This is a genomic window from Nannocystis sp. (assembly GCF_016714285.1).
GTDB lineage: Bacteria > Myxococcota_A > Polyangia > Nannocystales > Nannocystaceae > Nannocystis.
Window position 1 is genome coordinate 135,091 of the sequence record NZ_JADJNN010000013.1, and the last position, 16,383, is coordinate 151,473.

Genomic DNA, 16,383 nt, shown 5'->3' on the forward strand with positions numbered 1-16,383 from the left:
TAGCTTGCGATGATGAACTCCCGCCCCTCGTCGCTACCCCTCGCCCTGCTCCTGCTCGCGGCCTGCCCCGACGACGGCGGCTCGGGTGACACCAGCACGGGCCCCTCGTCGAGCAACCCGACCAACACCAACACCGTCACGGCCACCGCCACCGACACCAGCGAGCCGACCACCGACACCCCCACCACCAACAGCCCGACCACCGCCGACGCGACCACCAACGCCTCCGCCACCACCACACCGATCGACACCACCACTGGCCCCGGCAGCACGACCACCGACCCCACCGCCAGCACCACCGACCCCTCCGCCGGCGACACCACAACCACAACCTCCACCACCGGCAGCACCGGCGCCGCCGACACCGGCAGCACCGGCGCCGCCGCGAGCACCGGCGGCATCATCGACTGCACCGACGAGCCCGGCAAGCTCGCCGGCAACGAGGTGGTGATCGCCCCCGAGTTCATGGACCTCTACACCACCTACGAGCTCGGCCCCGTGCCCGGTATCCCCCCGGACGCGCGCCTCGGCGGCTGCGTGATCAGCTTCGACGACCCCAACATCCTCCTCATCGCCGGCTACTCCGAGGCCACCAACGGCCAGCTCTACAAGATCGGCGTCGAACGCGGCAACTGCGATCACATCGTCGCCTTCACCGGCCAGGCCACCTCGATCGCCAACACCCCCTACATCGACGCCAATCTCATCTACGTCAAGAGCGGCCTGCTCTTCTACTCCGAGTGGCCGGTGAACAACCTGAGCCAGCTGCTGCCCGGCGGCAACGCCCCCGCCCGCACCACCGCCCTCGGCCCCCTCGGCGTCGCCAACTCGATCGGCGGCATCGGCTTCGTCCCGCCCGGCTTCGTCGACGCCGGCGGCATGCGCCTTTTGTCCTGGCCCGGCGGCGAGTGGTACCACCTCGAGCGCGACCCCGACGGCGAGCTCTTCGTCGTCTCCAAACCAGTCAAGACCGCAACCCTCCCCAACGGCCCCGGCGGCTTCGCCTACGTCCCCAAGGGCTCCCCCGGCTTCGACGTCGACCACGTCATCGTCTCCGAATGGAGCACCAACACCGTCGGCGTCTATCAGGTCGACGCCCAGGGCGACCCCAAGATGGCCACCCGCAAGGACTTCTACACGACCTTCCCGCGCCCCTGGGGCGCCTACTTCGAGCCCCTCACCGGCGACTTCATGTTCCTCACCTGGGGCGCCGGCGTCGATCGCGTGTACATCGTCCAGGGCTTCAAGGCCCCGCCCCCGCTCCCGCAGTGAAGCCCCCGCAAGACCGACGCCACGCCGACCCGCGCGAGCGCCCAGAGTCCGTGAACCCGGAGTCCTGACGCACACCCGCGCCGCGCAAACCACTTCGCCCGCGCAGCCGGGCGAGCTATCCTCCCGCGATGCACGAGCAGCCCGTCGCCCTGGTCACCGGAGGCAACCGCGGCATCGGCCGTGAGATCTGCCGTCAACTCCACGCCCGCGGCTTCCACGTCCTGCTCGCCGCCCGCGACCCCGCCCGCGGCCTCGCCGTCGCCCGCGAGCTCGGCGTCGCCTTCACACCCCTCGACGTCAGCGACCCCGCCAGCATCGCCCGCATGGTCACCAGCCTCGAGGGCCGCAAGCTCGGCCTCGACGTCCTGGTCCACAACGCCGGCGTCACCTTCCCCGGCTTCGACGCCCGCGTCGCCCGCGACACCCTCGCCGTCAACTTCTTCGCCGTCCACAACCTCACCGTCGCGCTGCTCCCCTTCCTGCGCCCGCACGCCCGCGTCGTCATCGTCTCGAGCGGCGTCGGCGATCGCAGCAAGCTCGCCCCCGCCCTGCGCGCCCGCTTCGCCGACGGCGCCCTCGACCGCCCGCAGCTCGTCGACCTCATGCAAGCCTTCGTCACCGCCGTCGCCGACGGCCACCACAGCGCCGACGGCTGGCCCTCCTCCGCCTACGGCGTCTCCAAGATCGGCGCCACCATGCTCGCCCAGATCCTCGCGCGCGAGCTCGCCGACGACCCCCGCCAGCTCCGCTTCAACGCCGTCTGCCCCGGCTGGGTGAAGACCGACATGGGCGGCCCACACGCCACCCGCGAGGTCGCCGAGGGGGCCGACACCGCCGTGTGGCTCGCCACCCGCCCGCCGAACGACAGCCCGAGCGGCGGCTTCTTCCGCGACCGCCAACCCGCCGCCTGGTGATCGCGCCGCGAGCGAGCCACAAGCGCCGCTTGCTCGCGATCTTCGCCGCGGCCTATCCTGCCGCCCCGATGGCCGCCCCGATGTCGACCGCCCCGCGCGCGCTCCTCCTGCTCCTCGCGCTCGCCGCCTGCCGCGAGGCCCCACCGCCGACCGCGACCCCCGAGCCCAAGTTCGACGCCCGGGCCGCGCTCGCCGGCTTCGACGGCCCCGTCCCCGACGACGACCCCGTCGCCCTCGAGGGCACCCGCCTGACCAACGGCCCGCTGCGCGAGTGTGCCGAACGCGAGGCCGTCGACATGCAGCAGGAGGGCGACCTCATCGCCACCAAGCTCGCCCCCGGCCAGCTCTTCGAGCAGGAGTTTCGCCTCCAACCCGGCCGCTGTTACACCCTGGTCGCCGTCGCCGGCGACGGCATCGCCGAGCTCGACGCGACCTTCGAGACCTTCGGCCCCGCCCGCAGCAAGACCGAGATCCTCGCCAGCGACGCCGCCACCGGCACCACCGCCGTCATCGGCGGCGGCGCGGCCTGCTTCCCGTGGAAGCCCGAACAGAGCCCGATCGCCGCCAAGTTCGTGCTCCGCGCCGGCCAGGGCAGCGGCGTCGCCGTCAGCCAGCTCTACTCCCGCGAATCACCGCCGCCGCCAAGTCGCCGCTAGCGATATCTACACACTTGCCATCGGCGCTCCGCCCACCAAGTCGCGCCGCCGTGGCACAAGCGCGATCCTCGGCCCTCCGCGATCGCAGCCATTGCGCGGCCGCTGGGCCTCCGCTCTCATGCCCCCATGGCTATTCGTAGGACTGTCACAGTGGGTGCGATCGTGATCTGTGGGGCGCTCGCGTGCGGCGGTGGCGAGGACACCGCCACCAGCTTCGCCTCCATGACCAACATGACCACCCCCCCGCCGGGCAGCACCTCCGAGGCCGAGACCACCTCCGGCACCCCCACCACCTCCGGCGACAACCCCAGCACCAGCGGCGTCAGCGGCACCAGCGACGTCGCCAGCACCGGCGTCGCCGAGTCCAGCTCCACTGCCTCCGCCACCGACGTCTCCAGCACCGGCGTCGCCCCCATCTGCGGCGACGGCAACGTCGACGACGGCGAGGATTGCGACGACGGCAACGATATCGACACCGACGCCTGCCTCCCCGACTGCACCCTCGCCAAGTGCGGCGACGGCCTCGTCGAGGACGGCGTCGAGGCCTGCGACGACGGCAACCAGGTCGACGACGACGCCTGCACCAACAGCTGCGCCCTCCCCGGCTGCGGCGACGGCATCCTCTCCGCCATGGAAGAATGCGACGACGGCAACGTGGTCGACACCGACGCCTGCACCTCCATGTGTATCAAGGCCAAGTGCGGCGACGGCCTCATCCAGGAGGGCGTCGAGACCTGCGACGACAAGCTCGAGACCAAGACCTGCGACAAGGACTGCACCGCCGCCATGTGCGGCGACAAGACCGTCAACGCCACCGCCGGCGAGACCTGTGACGACGGCGCAGAGACCGTCGCCTGCGACAAGGACTGCACCGCCGTCACCTGCGGCGACAGCACCGTCAACGCCGCCGCCGGCGAGACCTGCGACGACGGCAACATGGTCAACACCGACGCCTGCGTCACCTGCAAGGCCGCAAAGTGCGGCGATAAGTTCGTCCAGGCCGGCGTCGAGGAGTGCGACGACGGCAACATGGTCAATGGCGACGGCTGCGAGAACACCTGCAAGAATTCGCCGATGGCCCCCGAGTGCATGACCGCCACCCAGTTCAACGACAACACCCGCAACATCACCTACGTCAACCAGAGCGTCGGCTGCGACAACGGCCTCGCCACCGGCTGGTACCGCTTCACCGGCGCCTCCGGCACCCGCATGCCGACCGTCGCCCCCCAGATCCTCGCCTGTGGCACCCACGCCCCCGGCTGGCTCAACGGCGCCGAGCCGACCGTCAACGAGGGCGCCGTCGACCGCCAGATCTGCTTCCATTGGAGTAACAACACCTGCAATTGGAGCGAGCCCGCCAAGGTCCGCAACTGCGGCCAGTTCTTCATCTACTACCTGAAGAACGTCGCCTGGGGCTGCAGCGGCCGCTACTGCGGCACCAACTGATCCCACGACTCGCGGCGCCTCCATATCGCCGGCGCGCGATCGTCGGCCCTCCGCGATCGCAGCCATTGCGCAGCCGGTGGGCCTCCGCTCTCATGCCCTCCATGCATATGCGTAGGACCGTCGGAGTGGGTGCGCTTCTGATCTGTGGGACGCTCGCGTGCGGCGGTGGCGAGGACGTCACGACCACCGGCTTCGCCTCCATGACCAACATGACGACCCCGCCGGGCAGCACCTCCGAGGCCGAGACCACCTCCGGCACCCCCACCACCTCCGGCGATAACCCCAGCACCAGCGGCGTCAGCGGCACCAGCGACGTCGCCAGCACCGGCGTCGCCGAGTCCAGCTCCACTGCCTCCGCCACCGACGTCTCCAGCACCGGCGTCGCCCCCATCTGCGGCGACGGCAACGTCGACGACGGCGAAGATTGCGACGACGGCAACGACATCGACACCGACGCCTGTCTCCCCGACTGCACCCTCGCCAAGTGCGGCGACGGCCTCGTCGAGGACGGCGTCGAGGCCTGCGACGACGGCAACCAGGTCGACGACGACGCCTGCACCAACAGCTGCGCCCTCCCCGGCTGCGGCGACGGCATCCTCTCCGCCATGGAAGAATGCGACGACGGCAACGTGGTCGACACCGACGCCTGCACCTCCATGTGTATCAAGGCCAAGTGCGGCGACGGCCTCATCCAGGAGGGCGTCGAGACCTGCGACGACAAGCTCGAGACCAAGACCTGCGACAAGGACTGCAGCGCCGCCATGTGCGGCGACAAGACCGTCAACGCCACCGCCGGCGAGACCTGTGACGACGGCGCCGAGACCGTCGCCTGCGACAAGGACTGCACCGCTGTCACCTGCGGCGACAGCACCGTCAACGCCGCCGCCGGCGAGACCTGCGACGACGGCAACATGGTCAACACCGACGCCTGCGTCACCTGCAAGGCCGCAAAGTGCGGCGATAAGTTCGTCCAGGCCGGCGTCGAGGAGTGCGACGACGGCAACATGGTCAACGGCGACGGCTGCGAGAACACCTGCAAGAACTCGCCGATGGCCCCCGAGTGCATGAGTGCCACCCAGCTCAACGACAACACCCGCAACATCACCTACGTCAACGGCAACGTCAGCTGCGACAACCCCTTCACGACCGGCTGGTACCGCTTCACCGGCGCCTCCGGCACCCGCATGCCGACCGTCGCCCCCCAGATCCTCGCCTGTGGCACCCACGCCCCCGGCTGGCTCAACGGCGCCGAACCGGCCGTCAACCAGGGCGCCGTCGACCGCACGATCTGCTTTAACTGGAACAACAATACCTGCAACTGGAACGAGCCCGCGAAGGTCCGCAACTGCGGCCAGTTCTTCGTCTACTACCTGAAGAACGTCTCCTGGGGCTGCAACGGCCGCTACTGCGGCACCAACTGATCACCCTGCGAGCACGGCTCGCAGGATCAGCGCGATCATCCCGAACAGGCAGAAGGTCCCCAGCGCGTAGAAGATCGTGCGCCACGGCTGCACCGCGTTCAAATAAACGATCGCGTGCAGCACCCGCATCACCGTGAAACCGATGAAGCACACCTGCGCGCCCAACACCGGCGCCCCGGACAGCACATAGACCAACCCGAGCCCGAAGAACAGCGGCAGGCTCTCGAGCAGGTTGCGGTGCGCCCGCTGCACCCGCGCCACCTCCGGGTGCTCCGCTCCGTCGACCATCCGCGCCTCGCCGAACGACACGCGGTTGTCCTCGGGGTTGATGAAGCCCTTGTGCTTGGCCCGCTTCGCCGGCGTGATGCCGGCCAGCACCAGGCTCTCGAGCACCAGTACGCAGCTACAAATCGCGAGCAACTTGAACGACGGATCGGCGGACAGCATCGACATGCCGCAGGCATAACGTCCCCGCCACCTCGCGCGCAACCACCATCGTGCCGCCGGGGTGCCGCCGGGGTGCGCCGGGGCACCGCCTGGGCGCCTCGCCAGCTGATATCCTCGCCGCCCTCGCATGACCCGCCGCGACCAGATCCGTCACCTCGTCCTCTCGAGCGTCGTACGCACGGTGTTCCGTGCCCCCGCCGCCTGGCTCGCCCGCCTCGCCTCTCCCCGACCCCGCGGCGATCACCTCGACCCCCGCCTCGCCTTCCTCCTCCACGCCAGCAACCGCTTCGGCCTCGACGAGCTCACCGCCCACAGCCCAGCCAGAGCCCGCCGCCGCACCCGTCGCTCGATGCGCCTGCTCGCCGGCCGCCGCCGTCCGCTCGCGCGGGTCCACGAGACCACCTTCGCAGGCCCCGGCGGCCCGCTACGCCTCCGCATCTACGAGCCCCACAACCTCACACGCCCCGCCCCCGCCCTGCTCTACCTCCACGGCGGCGGCTGGGTCATCGGCGATCTCGACACCCACGACAGCCCCTGCTCCCGCCTCGCCGAGCTCGGCGAGTGCGTGGTGCTCTCCCTCGAGTACCGCCTCGCCCCCGAACACAAGTTCCCCGCCCCCCTCGACGACGCCCTCGCCGCGTTCCAGTGGATCGTCGCCGAGGCCGACCGCCTCGGCCTCGACCCCCGCCGCATCGCCGTCGCTGGCGACAGCGCCGGCGGCAACCTCTCCGCCGTGATCTGCCAGACCGCCGCGCGCGAACACTGGCCGCAGCCGCCCTGCTTCCAGCTGCTCCTCTATCCCGGCCTCGACTTCCGCCGCGGCCACGCCTCCCACCGCGACTTCGCCGACGGCTACCTCCTCACCGCCGCCTCGATCTCCTGGTTCATGGGTCACTATCTCCACAGTGACGCCGATATCACTGACCCCCGCGTATCTCCGCTCCTCGCCCCCGACCTCGCCAGCCTGCCCCCCGCCTATATCAGCACCGCCGGCTTCGACCCCCTGCGCGACGAGGCCCATGAATACGCCCTGCGCCTGCGCGCCGCCGGCGTCCCCGTCGAGCTCAAGGAGAACCCCTCCCTCGTCCACGGCTTCATCGGCCTGGTCGACGCCATCCCAGCCGCCGCCGCCGCCCTCGACCACGCCGCCGCCGCCCTCCACCGCGCCCTCCACCGCCAAGCGTGAACGTGCGTACAGCAGGTCACCCGGACCGATCGGGCACTGGCCACGATCTGGCAAGAAACGCCCGCCGCCGCCGCCCGCCTCGCCCGCGCTCGCCGGGCACCTGCACGCTCGCCGCGTTGCTCGCCGAGAACCAGCGCCGCAGCGCACTCAGCTGCGAGCGATCCACACCGCGCCCGCCTCACTATCGATGCACGACACCAACTGCGCCGCCGCGGCGTTTTGTAGGCTGAGCAACACGTCACCCGCCGCAGCGCCGGTGAACATCCCCGCCAGCAGCTCCACCCCGCACGCCTCGCCGCGCCCCCGCAGCGCCCGCACCACCGCCCCGACCCGCTCGAAGGCCCCCGCTGGCCACTTCTCGGGGCCCCCAACCACGACCCGCACGGGCCCCGGGCGAGCGGGCAACACCAGCTCCCGACCCGCGTCCAGGCCCCCGGGCGCCTGCATCTCGCGGCGCAGATATCGGACCCGCCCCTGCCCCTCCTCCCGCGCCCGCTCGCCGTTCAAGCCCACGATCCGCGCCAGCAGCTCATTGCGCCCCAGCCCGACTGGCCAGCCATACGCCGCGAACACGGCGGCATCGAGGTCCTCGTGGAGCTGCAACAATGTGTCGACACGCCCCACGCTCCGCACCGCCTCCTCCTCGGTCGTCAGCGCCCGTCCAGCGCGCAGCGCCGCGATCACATTGTATAGATCCGTCAGCCCGAGCTCCGCACGCGCGCGCTGGACCGCCTTCCGGTGCCCATCGATCGCCTCGGCGATCCTAGCGATCGCCGCCCGCTGCTCCGGCGACGGGTCCGGGAACGGAAAGCGCGCGAAGCAAGTCGTGCTCGTCCAGGTCGGCCGGTCCTCGAGCGTGCCTCCGGCCGCCAGCGCCCATTCGCGGTGCACGCGCGACGACAGGACCCCGAGCAAGAATGCATCGTCCGCCGCGATCGCGTAGATCTTGTGGTCCGCCACCGTGTCCGCGGGCAAGAACTGGAACACGCGGTGCTTCGCCGTCTCCCCGGTGACGATATAGCGGGACAATCCGACCAGCGCCCGCCGCATCCCCGGTCGCCCCTCGCCGAACAACCACCAATATTTCTGATAGTTCGCGCGATTGTTGGCAGCCCGCGCCGGCCGCACGTGGCGCACGAGGTGGTCCCACAGCGCCGGGAAGCGCAGCCGGGCGTCGTCGGCCTCGAGCCCGTGGAGATCGATCACATAGCGCTCCGTGCAACGTTGCAGCAGGTCCCGCCCGATCACGTAGCGGCGCACCACCAGGGGCAGCGCCGCAGCAGCCAAACCGAGCCCCTTCAGCTCCTCCGGCGTCAGGCGAAACCCATCCCCCACCAAATTCATCCCCTGAAAGCAGATCCCCTGATTGGCGAGCAACGGCGCCGCCGCGGAGACATCCGCCCCGGTCGAGAGGTCGGCGTGGATATCGGCCACCTCGCGCTCGACCACCCGCACCGACTCGAGCTCGCCGACGCGGGTCCGCGATTCGTCGACGACCTCCCCGACCACCGCCACCTCGGGCTCCATCGTCCCGACCGTCATGGCGATCCGCACCGCGGCCCCCTCGTCGTACCAGGGGTGATCCGCGATCGCATAGACCAGCCGCAACCCCTGCGCGAGCGCCCCACTCACCACCCCGCGACCCCCGGTCTGGGCGATGCTGTTGGTGGTGACAAACCCGAAGCGCCGGGTCTTGCCCCGCACGACCAGCTCCGCCGCGCGCAGCCACCACCACATCACCAGGTCCGCGCCGCCGCCCACGCCGGGATAACTGCGCTTGATCGCGTCGACGTACCCGGCTCCGAGGAGATCATTGATCCGCTTGTTCCCCAGGAACGGGGGATTGCCCACAATGAACTCCGCGTCCGGCCACGGCGCCACGCGGACCCCGACATATCGCTCGATCGGCACCATCGCCCGCGCCCCTCGCCGCGCCGTCACACCCACCGCCTGGAGGGCGGGCGCCCCGTCCTCGCCCCGCTGCTGCTCACGCCGCTCCCAGCGGATCAACGCGTCGCCGGTCTCGATGTGGTGCAGGTCCTGGATCAGCGGCTCGCGCATCCGCGGCAGCCGCCCCGCCGACACCTGCCACTGGAGATAGCCGATCCACAGCACCAGCTCCGCGACCTTGGCCGCCCACGGCTTCTGCTCGATGCCCCAGAACTGCCCCGGCCGCACCGACTCGCCGTCGATGTCCAGCCAGAGATTCTGCGTCCTCTGCAATGCCAGCAGCGTGCGCTCGACCTCCCCCTCGAGCCGCTTCATCTCCTTGAGCGCGACATACAAGAAGTTACCGCTGCCGCAGGCCGGGTCGAGCACGGTCACACCCGCCAGGCGCCGGCGAAAGCGGTGCCCATGCATCACCGCTGCGCCGAGCGCCCGCGCCGCGTCGAACTCCTTGCGCGGCTTCCGGGTGTTGGTGACGCTACCGTCGGCCCTGGTCGCCGCGCCGGTGCGGGCGATGAGGTCCATCTCCACCCGCGTCCGCATCCACTCGCCGCGCAGCGGCCGCATCACCGTCCGCTCGACCAGCCGACGAATGTACACCTCCGGTGTATAGTGGGCGCCGAGCCGCTGCCGCTCGGCCGGCGTCAGCGCGCGTTCGAGGAGGGTGCCGAAGATCGCCGGCGAGACCTTGCGCCAATCGGCGCCCGCCGCCGCGTGGAGCAGCTCCAGCTCGTCGAGCCCGAGCGGGAGCGGCTCCGGGTCGCTAAACAGATAGCCATTGAATCGCTTGAGAGACTCCCCGGAGTCGAGGTCCCCGCCGTCCCGCATCACCGTCCACAGCCGGCGGATCCCCTTGACAAAGGTGCCCACATTGCCCGTCTGGGCGTCCCGGATCCAGCCCTCGAGACAGCGCTTGAACAGCTTGGTCGGGATCAGCCCGATGTCCTCGGCGAACATCGTGAATACACACTTCATCAAAAAATCGCCGACCTGCTCCGGCGACGCCCTGCGCTCCAGGCGGACCGCCAGGTCGCAGATCTTCTCCGCGATCTCGGCGGTGACGCGCTGGCCGATCGCCTCCTGGTCCAGCCGCTCGGGCGCCGTCCAGATCGCGCGGAGAAACGCGAACACCTCCGGCCTCAGCAGGTCGCTCCACGCGAACGCGGCCTCCTCGTGGAGGTCGAAGTCCCCATAATCGTCTCTGATATCCGGCTGGAAGCTCGACCACACCCAGAACCGGTGGCCCATGTCCGCGACGATGATAAAGGGCGGCTTCGGATCGCCGCGCTGGCTAACCCACAATGCATAGTTGCCGGCCTGGATGCGCCCCGCCTGCATCGCCTCCAACCACCGCGGCCGAGCCACGCAGCCCCGCCCCCGTGGCCCGCTTGCTGTGCCCCGACCTCGCCTTGGCGGCCCGGCCGACCGCGTCGACCGGCCCCCGCGGCGAAACGCCCTGCTTGGCCTCGAACACGAAATGACCGCGGCAATAGACATCGATCCGGCGGTGGGCCTGGTCGGCCTTGACGTCCTCCTCGAAACAGTACGCGTTATCCTGCCCCGCCCGCTTGTACCCCGGTTCGGGCACCCCGAGCACAACGCACAGCTCGACAAACATCTTCTGGCTGTTCGCTAGCTCCGCGCCGTCCGCCAGACGCGTCTGCTCGACGAACGCCCGCAGCCCCGCGAGGTCATACTCCGCGGGGATCTCGTGCGGCTCGAGTGGGTCGAGCGTGGCTGGCAAGATCGCTGGCACGACGGCGCCCGCGCTACTCGTCCCACAGACCCGCGAGCGAGTAGACCCCGCCCGCGATCCAGAACTTGCCGTCGAGGTAGCGGCGCCGCCGCTCGAGCCCGGCGATGCGCTGTATGTCCTCGTCGCTGAGCGTGAGCGCCGTCGCCGCGAGGTTCTCCCGCATCCGCCCCGGATCGATCGACTTGGGGATCACCGAGGTCCCGCGCTGCAGCGCCCACGCGATCAGCATCTGCGCCGCGCTCACCCCCTGCCGCCCGGCGATGTCGACGATCACCGGGTCGCCGAGCAACACCGGCTCGTCCGCCGCCTTGAGCCCGCCTGGACGGTCGCCGGAGCCGAGCGGCGAATATGCGGTCACGTGCACCCCGAGCGCGCGGCAACTCGCCAGCAGCTCCGGTTGCTGCAGATATGGATGCAGTTCGACCTGATTGACCTCGGGCTTGACCCGGGCACCGGCGTGCAGCGCCTGCAGCTTGGCCGCGCTGAAGTTCGATACCCCGAGGTGACGCGTCAGCCCGAGCTCGACCGCCGGCTCCATCGCCGCCCAGGTCTGCGCCAGCGGCAGCTCGCTCAGCGGGATCAAGTCCGCCGCCGACCGCGGCGCGAGCACCCCCTTCGCCAGCGCGATCGGCCAGTGCACGAGATACAGGTCGAGGTACTCCAGCTGCAGGTCGGCCAGGGTCTTGCGCAGCGCCGGCAGCACGTCCGCAGGCGCATGCATGTCGTTCCACAGCTTCGACGTGATCCACAGCTGCTCGCGCCGCACCTCACCCGCCGCGAACAGCTCCGCGAGCGCCCGCCCGATCTCCGCCTCGTTGGCGTAGATCGCCGCGCAATCCAGGTGACGATATCCCGCCGCGATCGCGGCCTTCACCGCCCGGTACGCGTCGCCCGGCGCCGACTTCCAGGTGCCGAGCCCGAGGAGCGGCATCTCGTCACCATTAGCGAATCTGTGCCCCCGTCTCGCGGTCTGCATGCGCCGCGGACGGTAACAGCGCCCGCGAGGCGTGTAAACCCGCCGATGTCGTCCGGGCCCAATCCATCATCCATGGCGAACTTTCAGCACACGCCAACTACCCACAATCCTCGAAACCTCGCCCTCACCACGATGCATCTGCGCGTTTTCGCTCGAACCTCCGTGAGTTTCTTCTCGCGTTGCCCCATCACCAACACCCGCGGATCCAGGTTACTAAGTCGTGGCTCATTATTCCGCCCATGGCCCGCCCCGTCTCCATCAAGGACCAGACCCTCATCGACGCCGCGAGGGCCGTTTTTCTCGAACGCGGCTTCGCCGCCACCACCGCGGAGGTCGCCGAGCGCGCCGGAGTTTCTGAGGGGACACTCTTTAATCGCTTCAAGACCAAGGCCGAGCTGTTCCAGGCCGCGATGCACCCACAGTTCGAACAGCTCGAGTGGCTGAGCGACCTCGAGGCCCGCGTCGGCCAGGGCGAGCTGCGCGAGCACCTCTACGAGCTCGGCGCCGCCGGCATCGGCTTCTTCCGCCAGCTCATGCCGCTGATGATGATGAGCTACGCGAACCCCGGCCCGAGCGGCCTGCCCGAGGCCCTGACCCGCCCGAACCCGCCGCCGCTGCGCGCCCTCAAGCGCCTCGCGGGCTACTTCGAGGCCGAGATCCGACTCGCCCGCCTGCGCCCCATCGACCCCGAGCTGCTCGCCCGCATCTTCCTCGGCAGCGTCCAACAGTACGTCTTCTTCGAGCTCGTCACCCAGGCCCAGCACGCCCTGCCGCTGCCCCTGCCCACATTCCTCCGCGGCCTGGTCGAGCTCCTGTGGCGCGGCGCCGGCCCGGACGCCACCACCACCCTACCCTCCCCACGGAGCGCGCCGTGACCCGCCACCCCGCCCTGTTCGCCCTCGCCCTCGCGCTGCTCGCCCCGGCCCCCGCGCGCGCCCTCCAGCCGCTCAGCGATTTCCTGGCCGCCGGCCGCCGCCACAACCCTGACAATCGCGAGGCGGCCCTGATCGTCCGCCAGCGCGAGCACCAGATCGACCAACAAAAGTGGGACTACACGCCCACGATCTCCGCCACCGCCGGCTACACGCGCAATCAATACGAGGTCAAGGTCACCCTGCCCGGCCAGGACCCCGCCAATCCCCTCACCCGCACGATCACCCCCTACAACCAACTCGACGCCCAGCTCACCCTCACCCAGCCGATCGTCGACGTGGCGATCCTGCGTAACCTACAGATCGCCAAACAGAGCCGCGAGGCCGCCGACGCCCGCGTCGCCGCCACCCGCCTGCAGGTCGACCAGAGCGTCGCCGAGGCCTACTACCAGGTCGTCGCCGCCGAGGCCTTCATCGCCGCCACCCAGGAGGTGTTCCAGGCCGCCCGCGCCAGCCTCGAGATCGTCCAGCAGCGCGCCGCCGCCGGCGTCGCCTCGGACCTCGACCGCCGTCGCGCCGAGGTCGAGGTCGAACGCGGCCGCAAGTCCATCGCCGACGCCGAATACAACCTGGCGATCGCCCGCCAGCGCCTCGTCAGCCTCACCAGCGTCGAACCCGAACCCGCCAGCTCGGACCCCGCGATATCGGTGTCCCTCGCCGAGGAGCCGCCACTACCGACATTCCTCGACGGCCGCATCGACGCCGTCGCCTCCGTGAAGGCCGACCTCGCCGACGCCCACACCAGCGAGGTCCAGGTCCGCGCCGCCTCGGCCCTGTTCTTCCCCACCCTCTCGGCCTCCGCCTCCGAGCGCTTCACCAACGCCACCGGCTTCCTCGGCAAATACGCGATCGCCTCCGCGTCGCTCAACCTCAGCTGGCGCATCGACCTCGCCATCATCCCCCAGCTGCGCGCCGCCAGGACCCAGGCCCAGCTCGCCCAGGTCCGCGTCGACCGCTCCCGCCAGCGCGTCCACGACCAGATCCACAACGCGTGGCATCAGGTCAAGGCCGCCGTCGCCAAGGCCCGCTCCGCCCGCGTCGAACGCGACACCACCCGCGCCGCCCACAAACAGGCCCGCCAACGCTACGAGGCCGGCACCGGAATTTTCCTCGAGGTCACCCAGGCCGAACGCGACGCATTCTCCGCGCATATCTCCCTCATTCAAGCCAACGCCGACCTCGCCTACGCCCGCATCGCCCTGCGCCTCGCCGCCGGCCGCGACCTCAAGGAGGCCGAGGCCCTGCTCCGCGATACCGGCCCCGAACCCGCGCCCGCATCGACCCCGGAGCCCGCACCCCCGCGCGTCGAATCACCGCAGGAGCTGGCCCGATGACCGCGACCCCGCCAGACCCGCCGGTCGCGCTCCCGATCGTCGCTCGAATCACGCCACCGATCGCCCGCCCGATCACCACCCGGCCCGGCTTCGGCCTGCGCTGGCGCACCCTCGCCCGCGTCGCCCTGCGCATGATGTTCCACGACAAGCTCAAGATGATCGGCACCCTCGCCGGGGTCATCTTCGCCGTCCTGCTCTCCAATCAACAAGCCGGCACCTTCCTCGGCCTCATCTACAAGAACACGATGTTCGTCGCCAACAGCGACGCCGACATCTGGATCGCACCGCCCGGCACCGAGGCCTTCCAGCCGGGCAAGCCGATCCCCGAGTCCTACATCCTGCAGGCCCGCGTCGTCGAGGGCGTCGAATGGGCCGAACCCCTGCTCTACGGCGCCTCCACCATCGCCCTCCCCTCCGGCGGCGCCGAGGCCGTCACCCTCGTCGGCACCCGCGCCCCCGCGCTCCACGGCGGCCCCTGGAACGTCGTCGTCGGCGATCCCCAGAGCCTCGGCTCCCCCGACATGATGTTCTTCGAGCACGCCGACCGCGAGAAGTTCGGCGGCCTGAACCTCGGCACCGTCCGCGAGCTCGGCGGCAAGAAGGTCGTCGTCAGCGGCTTCACGTGGGGCCTGCTGCCATTCGGCCCCTCCTACGCATTCGGCGAATACAACCTCATTCAACAGATCTTGCGCGTACCCCCGGACCAGACCAGCTTCGGCCTCGTCGGCGTGCGCCCCGGCCACGACCCCGTCCAGGTCGCCGCCGACCTCCAGGCCCAGTTGCCCGACACCAAGATCCTCACAAGGGACCAATACCGCAGCTCGATCATTCGCTATCTCCTCACCCGCACCGCGATCGGTATCACATTCGGCACCTCGGCGCTGTTCGGCCTGATCATCGGCTTCGTCATCGTCGCCCTGGCGATGTTCTCCGCCGTCCTCGACAACGTCCGCGAATTCGGCACCCTCAAGGCGATCGGCGCCACCAACCGCGACCTCGCCCGCCTGCTCGCCGTCCAGGCCGTCGTCTACGCGCTCCTCGGCTCGCTCATCGGCCTCAGCCTCGTCACCTTCGTCGCCAGCAAGATCCGCTCGCCCACCCTCGCCATGATCCTCCCCGGCGAGCTCCTGATCGGCACCACCATCGTCATGATCCTCATGTGCATCGTCGCCTCCGGCCTGGCGCTGCTGCGCCTGCGCAAGGTCGAACCAGGGATGGTGTTCCGATGATCCCCATCCTCCGCAACCAGGCCGCCGTCGAGGTCAAGCAGCTGAGCAAGGTCTACGGATCGGGCGCGACCGCCTTCACCGCCCTGCGCGACGTCGACATGCGCGTCGAACCCGGCGAATTCATCATGCTCGAGGGCCCCTCCGGCTCCGGAAAGACCACCCTGCTGTCGATCCTCGGCTGCGTCCTCTCCCCGACCGCCGGCGAGGTCCGCCTGTTCGGCGAGAACGTGTCCGCCAGCAAGGACTCCCAGCTGCCCCAGCTGCGCCTCTCGTACATCGGCTTCGTATTCCAGGGCCATAACCTCGTCGCCTCCCTGAGCGCCCGCGAGAACGTCATGCTGGTCCTCCAGCTGCGCGGCTGGGCCGTCCGCGCCGCCCGCCAGGAGGCCGAGCTCCTGCTCGACCAGGTCGGCCTCCCCGGCAAGGCCGACAGCAAGCCCCGCGACCTCTCCGGCGGCCAGCGCCAGCGCGTGGCCATCGCCCGCGCCCTCGCCGGCGGCCCGCCCCTCATCCTCGCCGACGAGCCGACCGCCGCCCTCGACGCCGAGAACGGCCTCAAGGTCACCGAGATCCTCCGCCAGCTCGCCCGCGAACAGGGCCGCACCGTCGTCGTCGTCACCCACGACAATCGCATCTTCCACCTCGCCGACCGCATCCTCCACATCGAGGACGGCCGCATGAGAGAGGCCAAACCATGAGCACCCGCAGCACCCTCTCCGCGCTCGTCGCCATCGTCGCCGCCGGCGGCCTCTCACATTCATCCTCCGCTCCGCCCTCGGCGGCCCACCCACGGTCCCCAACCAGGCCGACTTCGCCAGCGCCAACAAAGAGGTCGCGGTCAAGGGCAAGGACGAGCGCGTCCCCCTG

The 16,383-nt window shown here is 70.2% G+C and carries 14 protein-coding genes; 10 read left to right on the forward strand and 4 right to left on the reverse strand.

Annotation, left to right across the window (positions count from 1 at the left end; translation table 11 throughout):
• Positions 1 to 12: 12 nt before the first annotated feature.
• From IPJ59_RS22700 to IPJ59_RS22720, 5 genes are all read left to right on the forward strand, one after another.
• Positions 13 to 1,272, forward strand: a complete 1,260-nt coding sequence (locus IPJ59_RS22700) for a hypothetical protein (protein ID WP_293273269.1) — start codon at positions 13 to 15, stop codon at positions 1,270 to 1,272.
• A gap of 128 nt (positions 1,273 to 1,400) precedes the next feature.
• Positions 1,401 to 2,186 carry an SDR family NAD(P)-dependent oxidoreductase gene (locus IPJ59_RS22705; protein WP_293273270.1) on the forward strand — a complete coding sequence of 262 codons (786 nt, stop codon included), beginning with the start codon at positions 1,401 to 1,403 and terminating at the stop codon, positions 2,184 to 2,186.
• 68 nt (positions 2,187 to 2,254) lie between these two features.
• On the forward strand, positions 2,255 to 2,842 hold the full coding sequence (locus IPJ59_RS22710; RefSeq protein ID WP_293247673.1) for a hypothetical protein: 588 nt from the start codon (positions 2,255 to 2,257) through the stop codon (positions 2,840 to 2,842).
• Between the two features lie 150 nt (positions 2,843 to 2,992).
• The gene (locus IPJ59_RS22715; protein WP_293273271.1) at positions 2,993 to 4,288 is read left to right on the forward strand and encodes a DUF4215 domain-containing protein; all 1,296 of its coding nucleotides are present in this window, start codon (positions 2,993 to 2,995) and stop codon (positions 4,286 to 4,288) included.
• 125 nt (positions 4,289 to 4,413) lie between these two features.
• On the forward strand, positions 4,414 to 5,709 hold the full coding sequence (locus IPJ59_RS22720; RefSeq protein ID WP_293273272.1) for a DUF4215 domain-containing protein: 1,296 nt from the start codon (positions 4,414 to 4,416) through the stop codon (positions 5,707 to 5,709).
• On the opposite strand, the gene IPJ59_RS22725 is transcribed toward IPJ59_RS22720, so the two are convergent.
• Complete coding sequence (locus tag IPJ59_RS22725; protein ID WP_293247664.1) at positions 5,710 to 6,162, reverse strand: MAPEG family protein; 453 nt, start codon at positions 6,160 to 6,162, stop codon at positions 5,710 to 5,712.
• 121 nt (positions 6,163 to 6,283) lie between these two features.
• Here IPJ59_RS22725 and IPJ59_RS22730 point away from each other — a divergent pair, with 121 nt between their 5' ends.
• Positions 6,284 to 7,342: an alpha/beta hydrolase gene (locus IPJ59_RS22730; RefSeq protein ID WP_293273273.1), complete on the forward strand. Its 1,059-nt coding sequence runs from the start codon at positions 6,284 to 6,286 to the stop codon at positions 7,340 to 7,342.
• Between the two features lie 147 nt (positions 7,343 to 7,489).
• Here the strand turns inward: IPJ59_RS22730 and IPJ59_RS22735 are convergent, their stop codons facing one another.
• The 3 genes from IPJ59_RS22735 to IPJ59_RS22745 are packed head-to-tail and all read right to left on the reverse strand — an operon-like array spanning position 7,490 to position 11,976.
• Positions 7,490 to 10,627, reverse strand: a complete 3,138-nt coding sequence (locus IPJ59_RS22735; RefSeq protein ID WP_293273274.1) for a class I SAM-dependent DNA methyltransferase — start codon at positions 10,625 to 10,627, stop codon at positions 7,490 to 7,492.
• Positions 10,581 to 11,033 carry a type IIL restriction-modification enzyme MmeI gene (locus tag IPJ59_RS22740; RefSeq protein ID WP_293273275.1) on the reverse strand — a complete coding sequence of 151 codons (453 nt, stop codon included), beginning with the start codon at positions 11,031 to 11,033 and terminating at the stop codon, positions 10,581 to 10,583. Before IPJ59_RS22740 ends, IPJ59_RS22735 begins: the two co-directional genes overlap by 47 nt.
• Before the next feature lie 25 nt (positions 11,034 to 11,058).
• Complete coding sequence (locus IPJ59_RS22745; protein WP_293273276.1) at positions 11,059 to 11,976, reverse strand: aldo/keto reductase; 918 nt, start codon at positions 11,974 to 11,976, stop codon at positions 11,059 to 11,061.
• A 284-nt stretch (positions 11,977 to 12,260) separates the two neighbouring features.
• On the opposite strand from IPJ59_RS22745, the gene IPJ59_RS22750 reads away from it, so the two are divergent.
• The 4 genes from IPJ59_RS22750 to IPJ59_RS22765 are packed head-to-tail and all read left to right on the forward strand — an operon-like array spanning position 12,261 to position 16,214.
• Positions 12,261 to 12,896 (forward strand): TetR/AcrR family transcriptional regulator, encoded by a 636-nt coding sequence (locus IPJ59_RS22750; RefSeq protein ID WP_293273277.1) that lies wholly within the window; start codon positions 12,261 to 12,263, stop codon positions 12,894 to 12,896.
• The gene (locus tag IPJ59_RS22755) at positions 12,893 to 14,287 is read left to right on the forward strand and encodes a TolC family protein (RefSeq protein ID WP_293273278.1); all 1,395 of its coding nucleotides are present in this window, start codon (positions 12,893 to 12,895) and stop codon (positions 14,285 to 14,287) included. The genes IPJ59_RS22750 and IPJ59_RS22755 overlap by 4 nt, the downstream gene beginning before the upstream one ends.
• Positions 14,284 to 15,516, forward strand: a complete 1,233-nt coding sequence (locus tag IPJ59_RS22760; RefSeq protein WP_293247649.1) for an ABC transporter permease — start codon at positions 14,284 to 14,286, stop codon at positions 15,514 to 15,516. Before IPJ59_RS22755 ends, IPJ59_RS22760 begins: the two co-directional genes overlap by 4 nt.
• Positions 15,513 to 16,214, forward strand: coding sequence for an ABC transporter ATP-binding protein (locus tag IPJ59_RS22765; protein ID WP_293273279.1), 702 nt, complete (start codon positions 15,513 to 15,515; stop codon positions 16,212 to 16,214). The genes IPJ59_RS22760 and IPJ59_RS22765 overlap by 4 nt, the downstream gene beginning before the upstream one ends.
• The last annotated feature ends 169 nt before the right edge of the window (positions 16,215 to 16,383 follow it).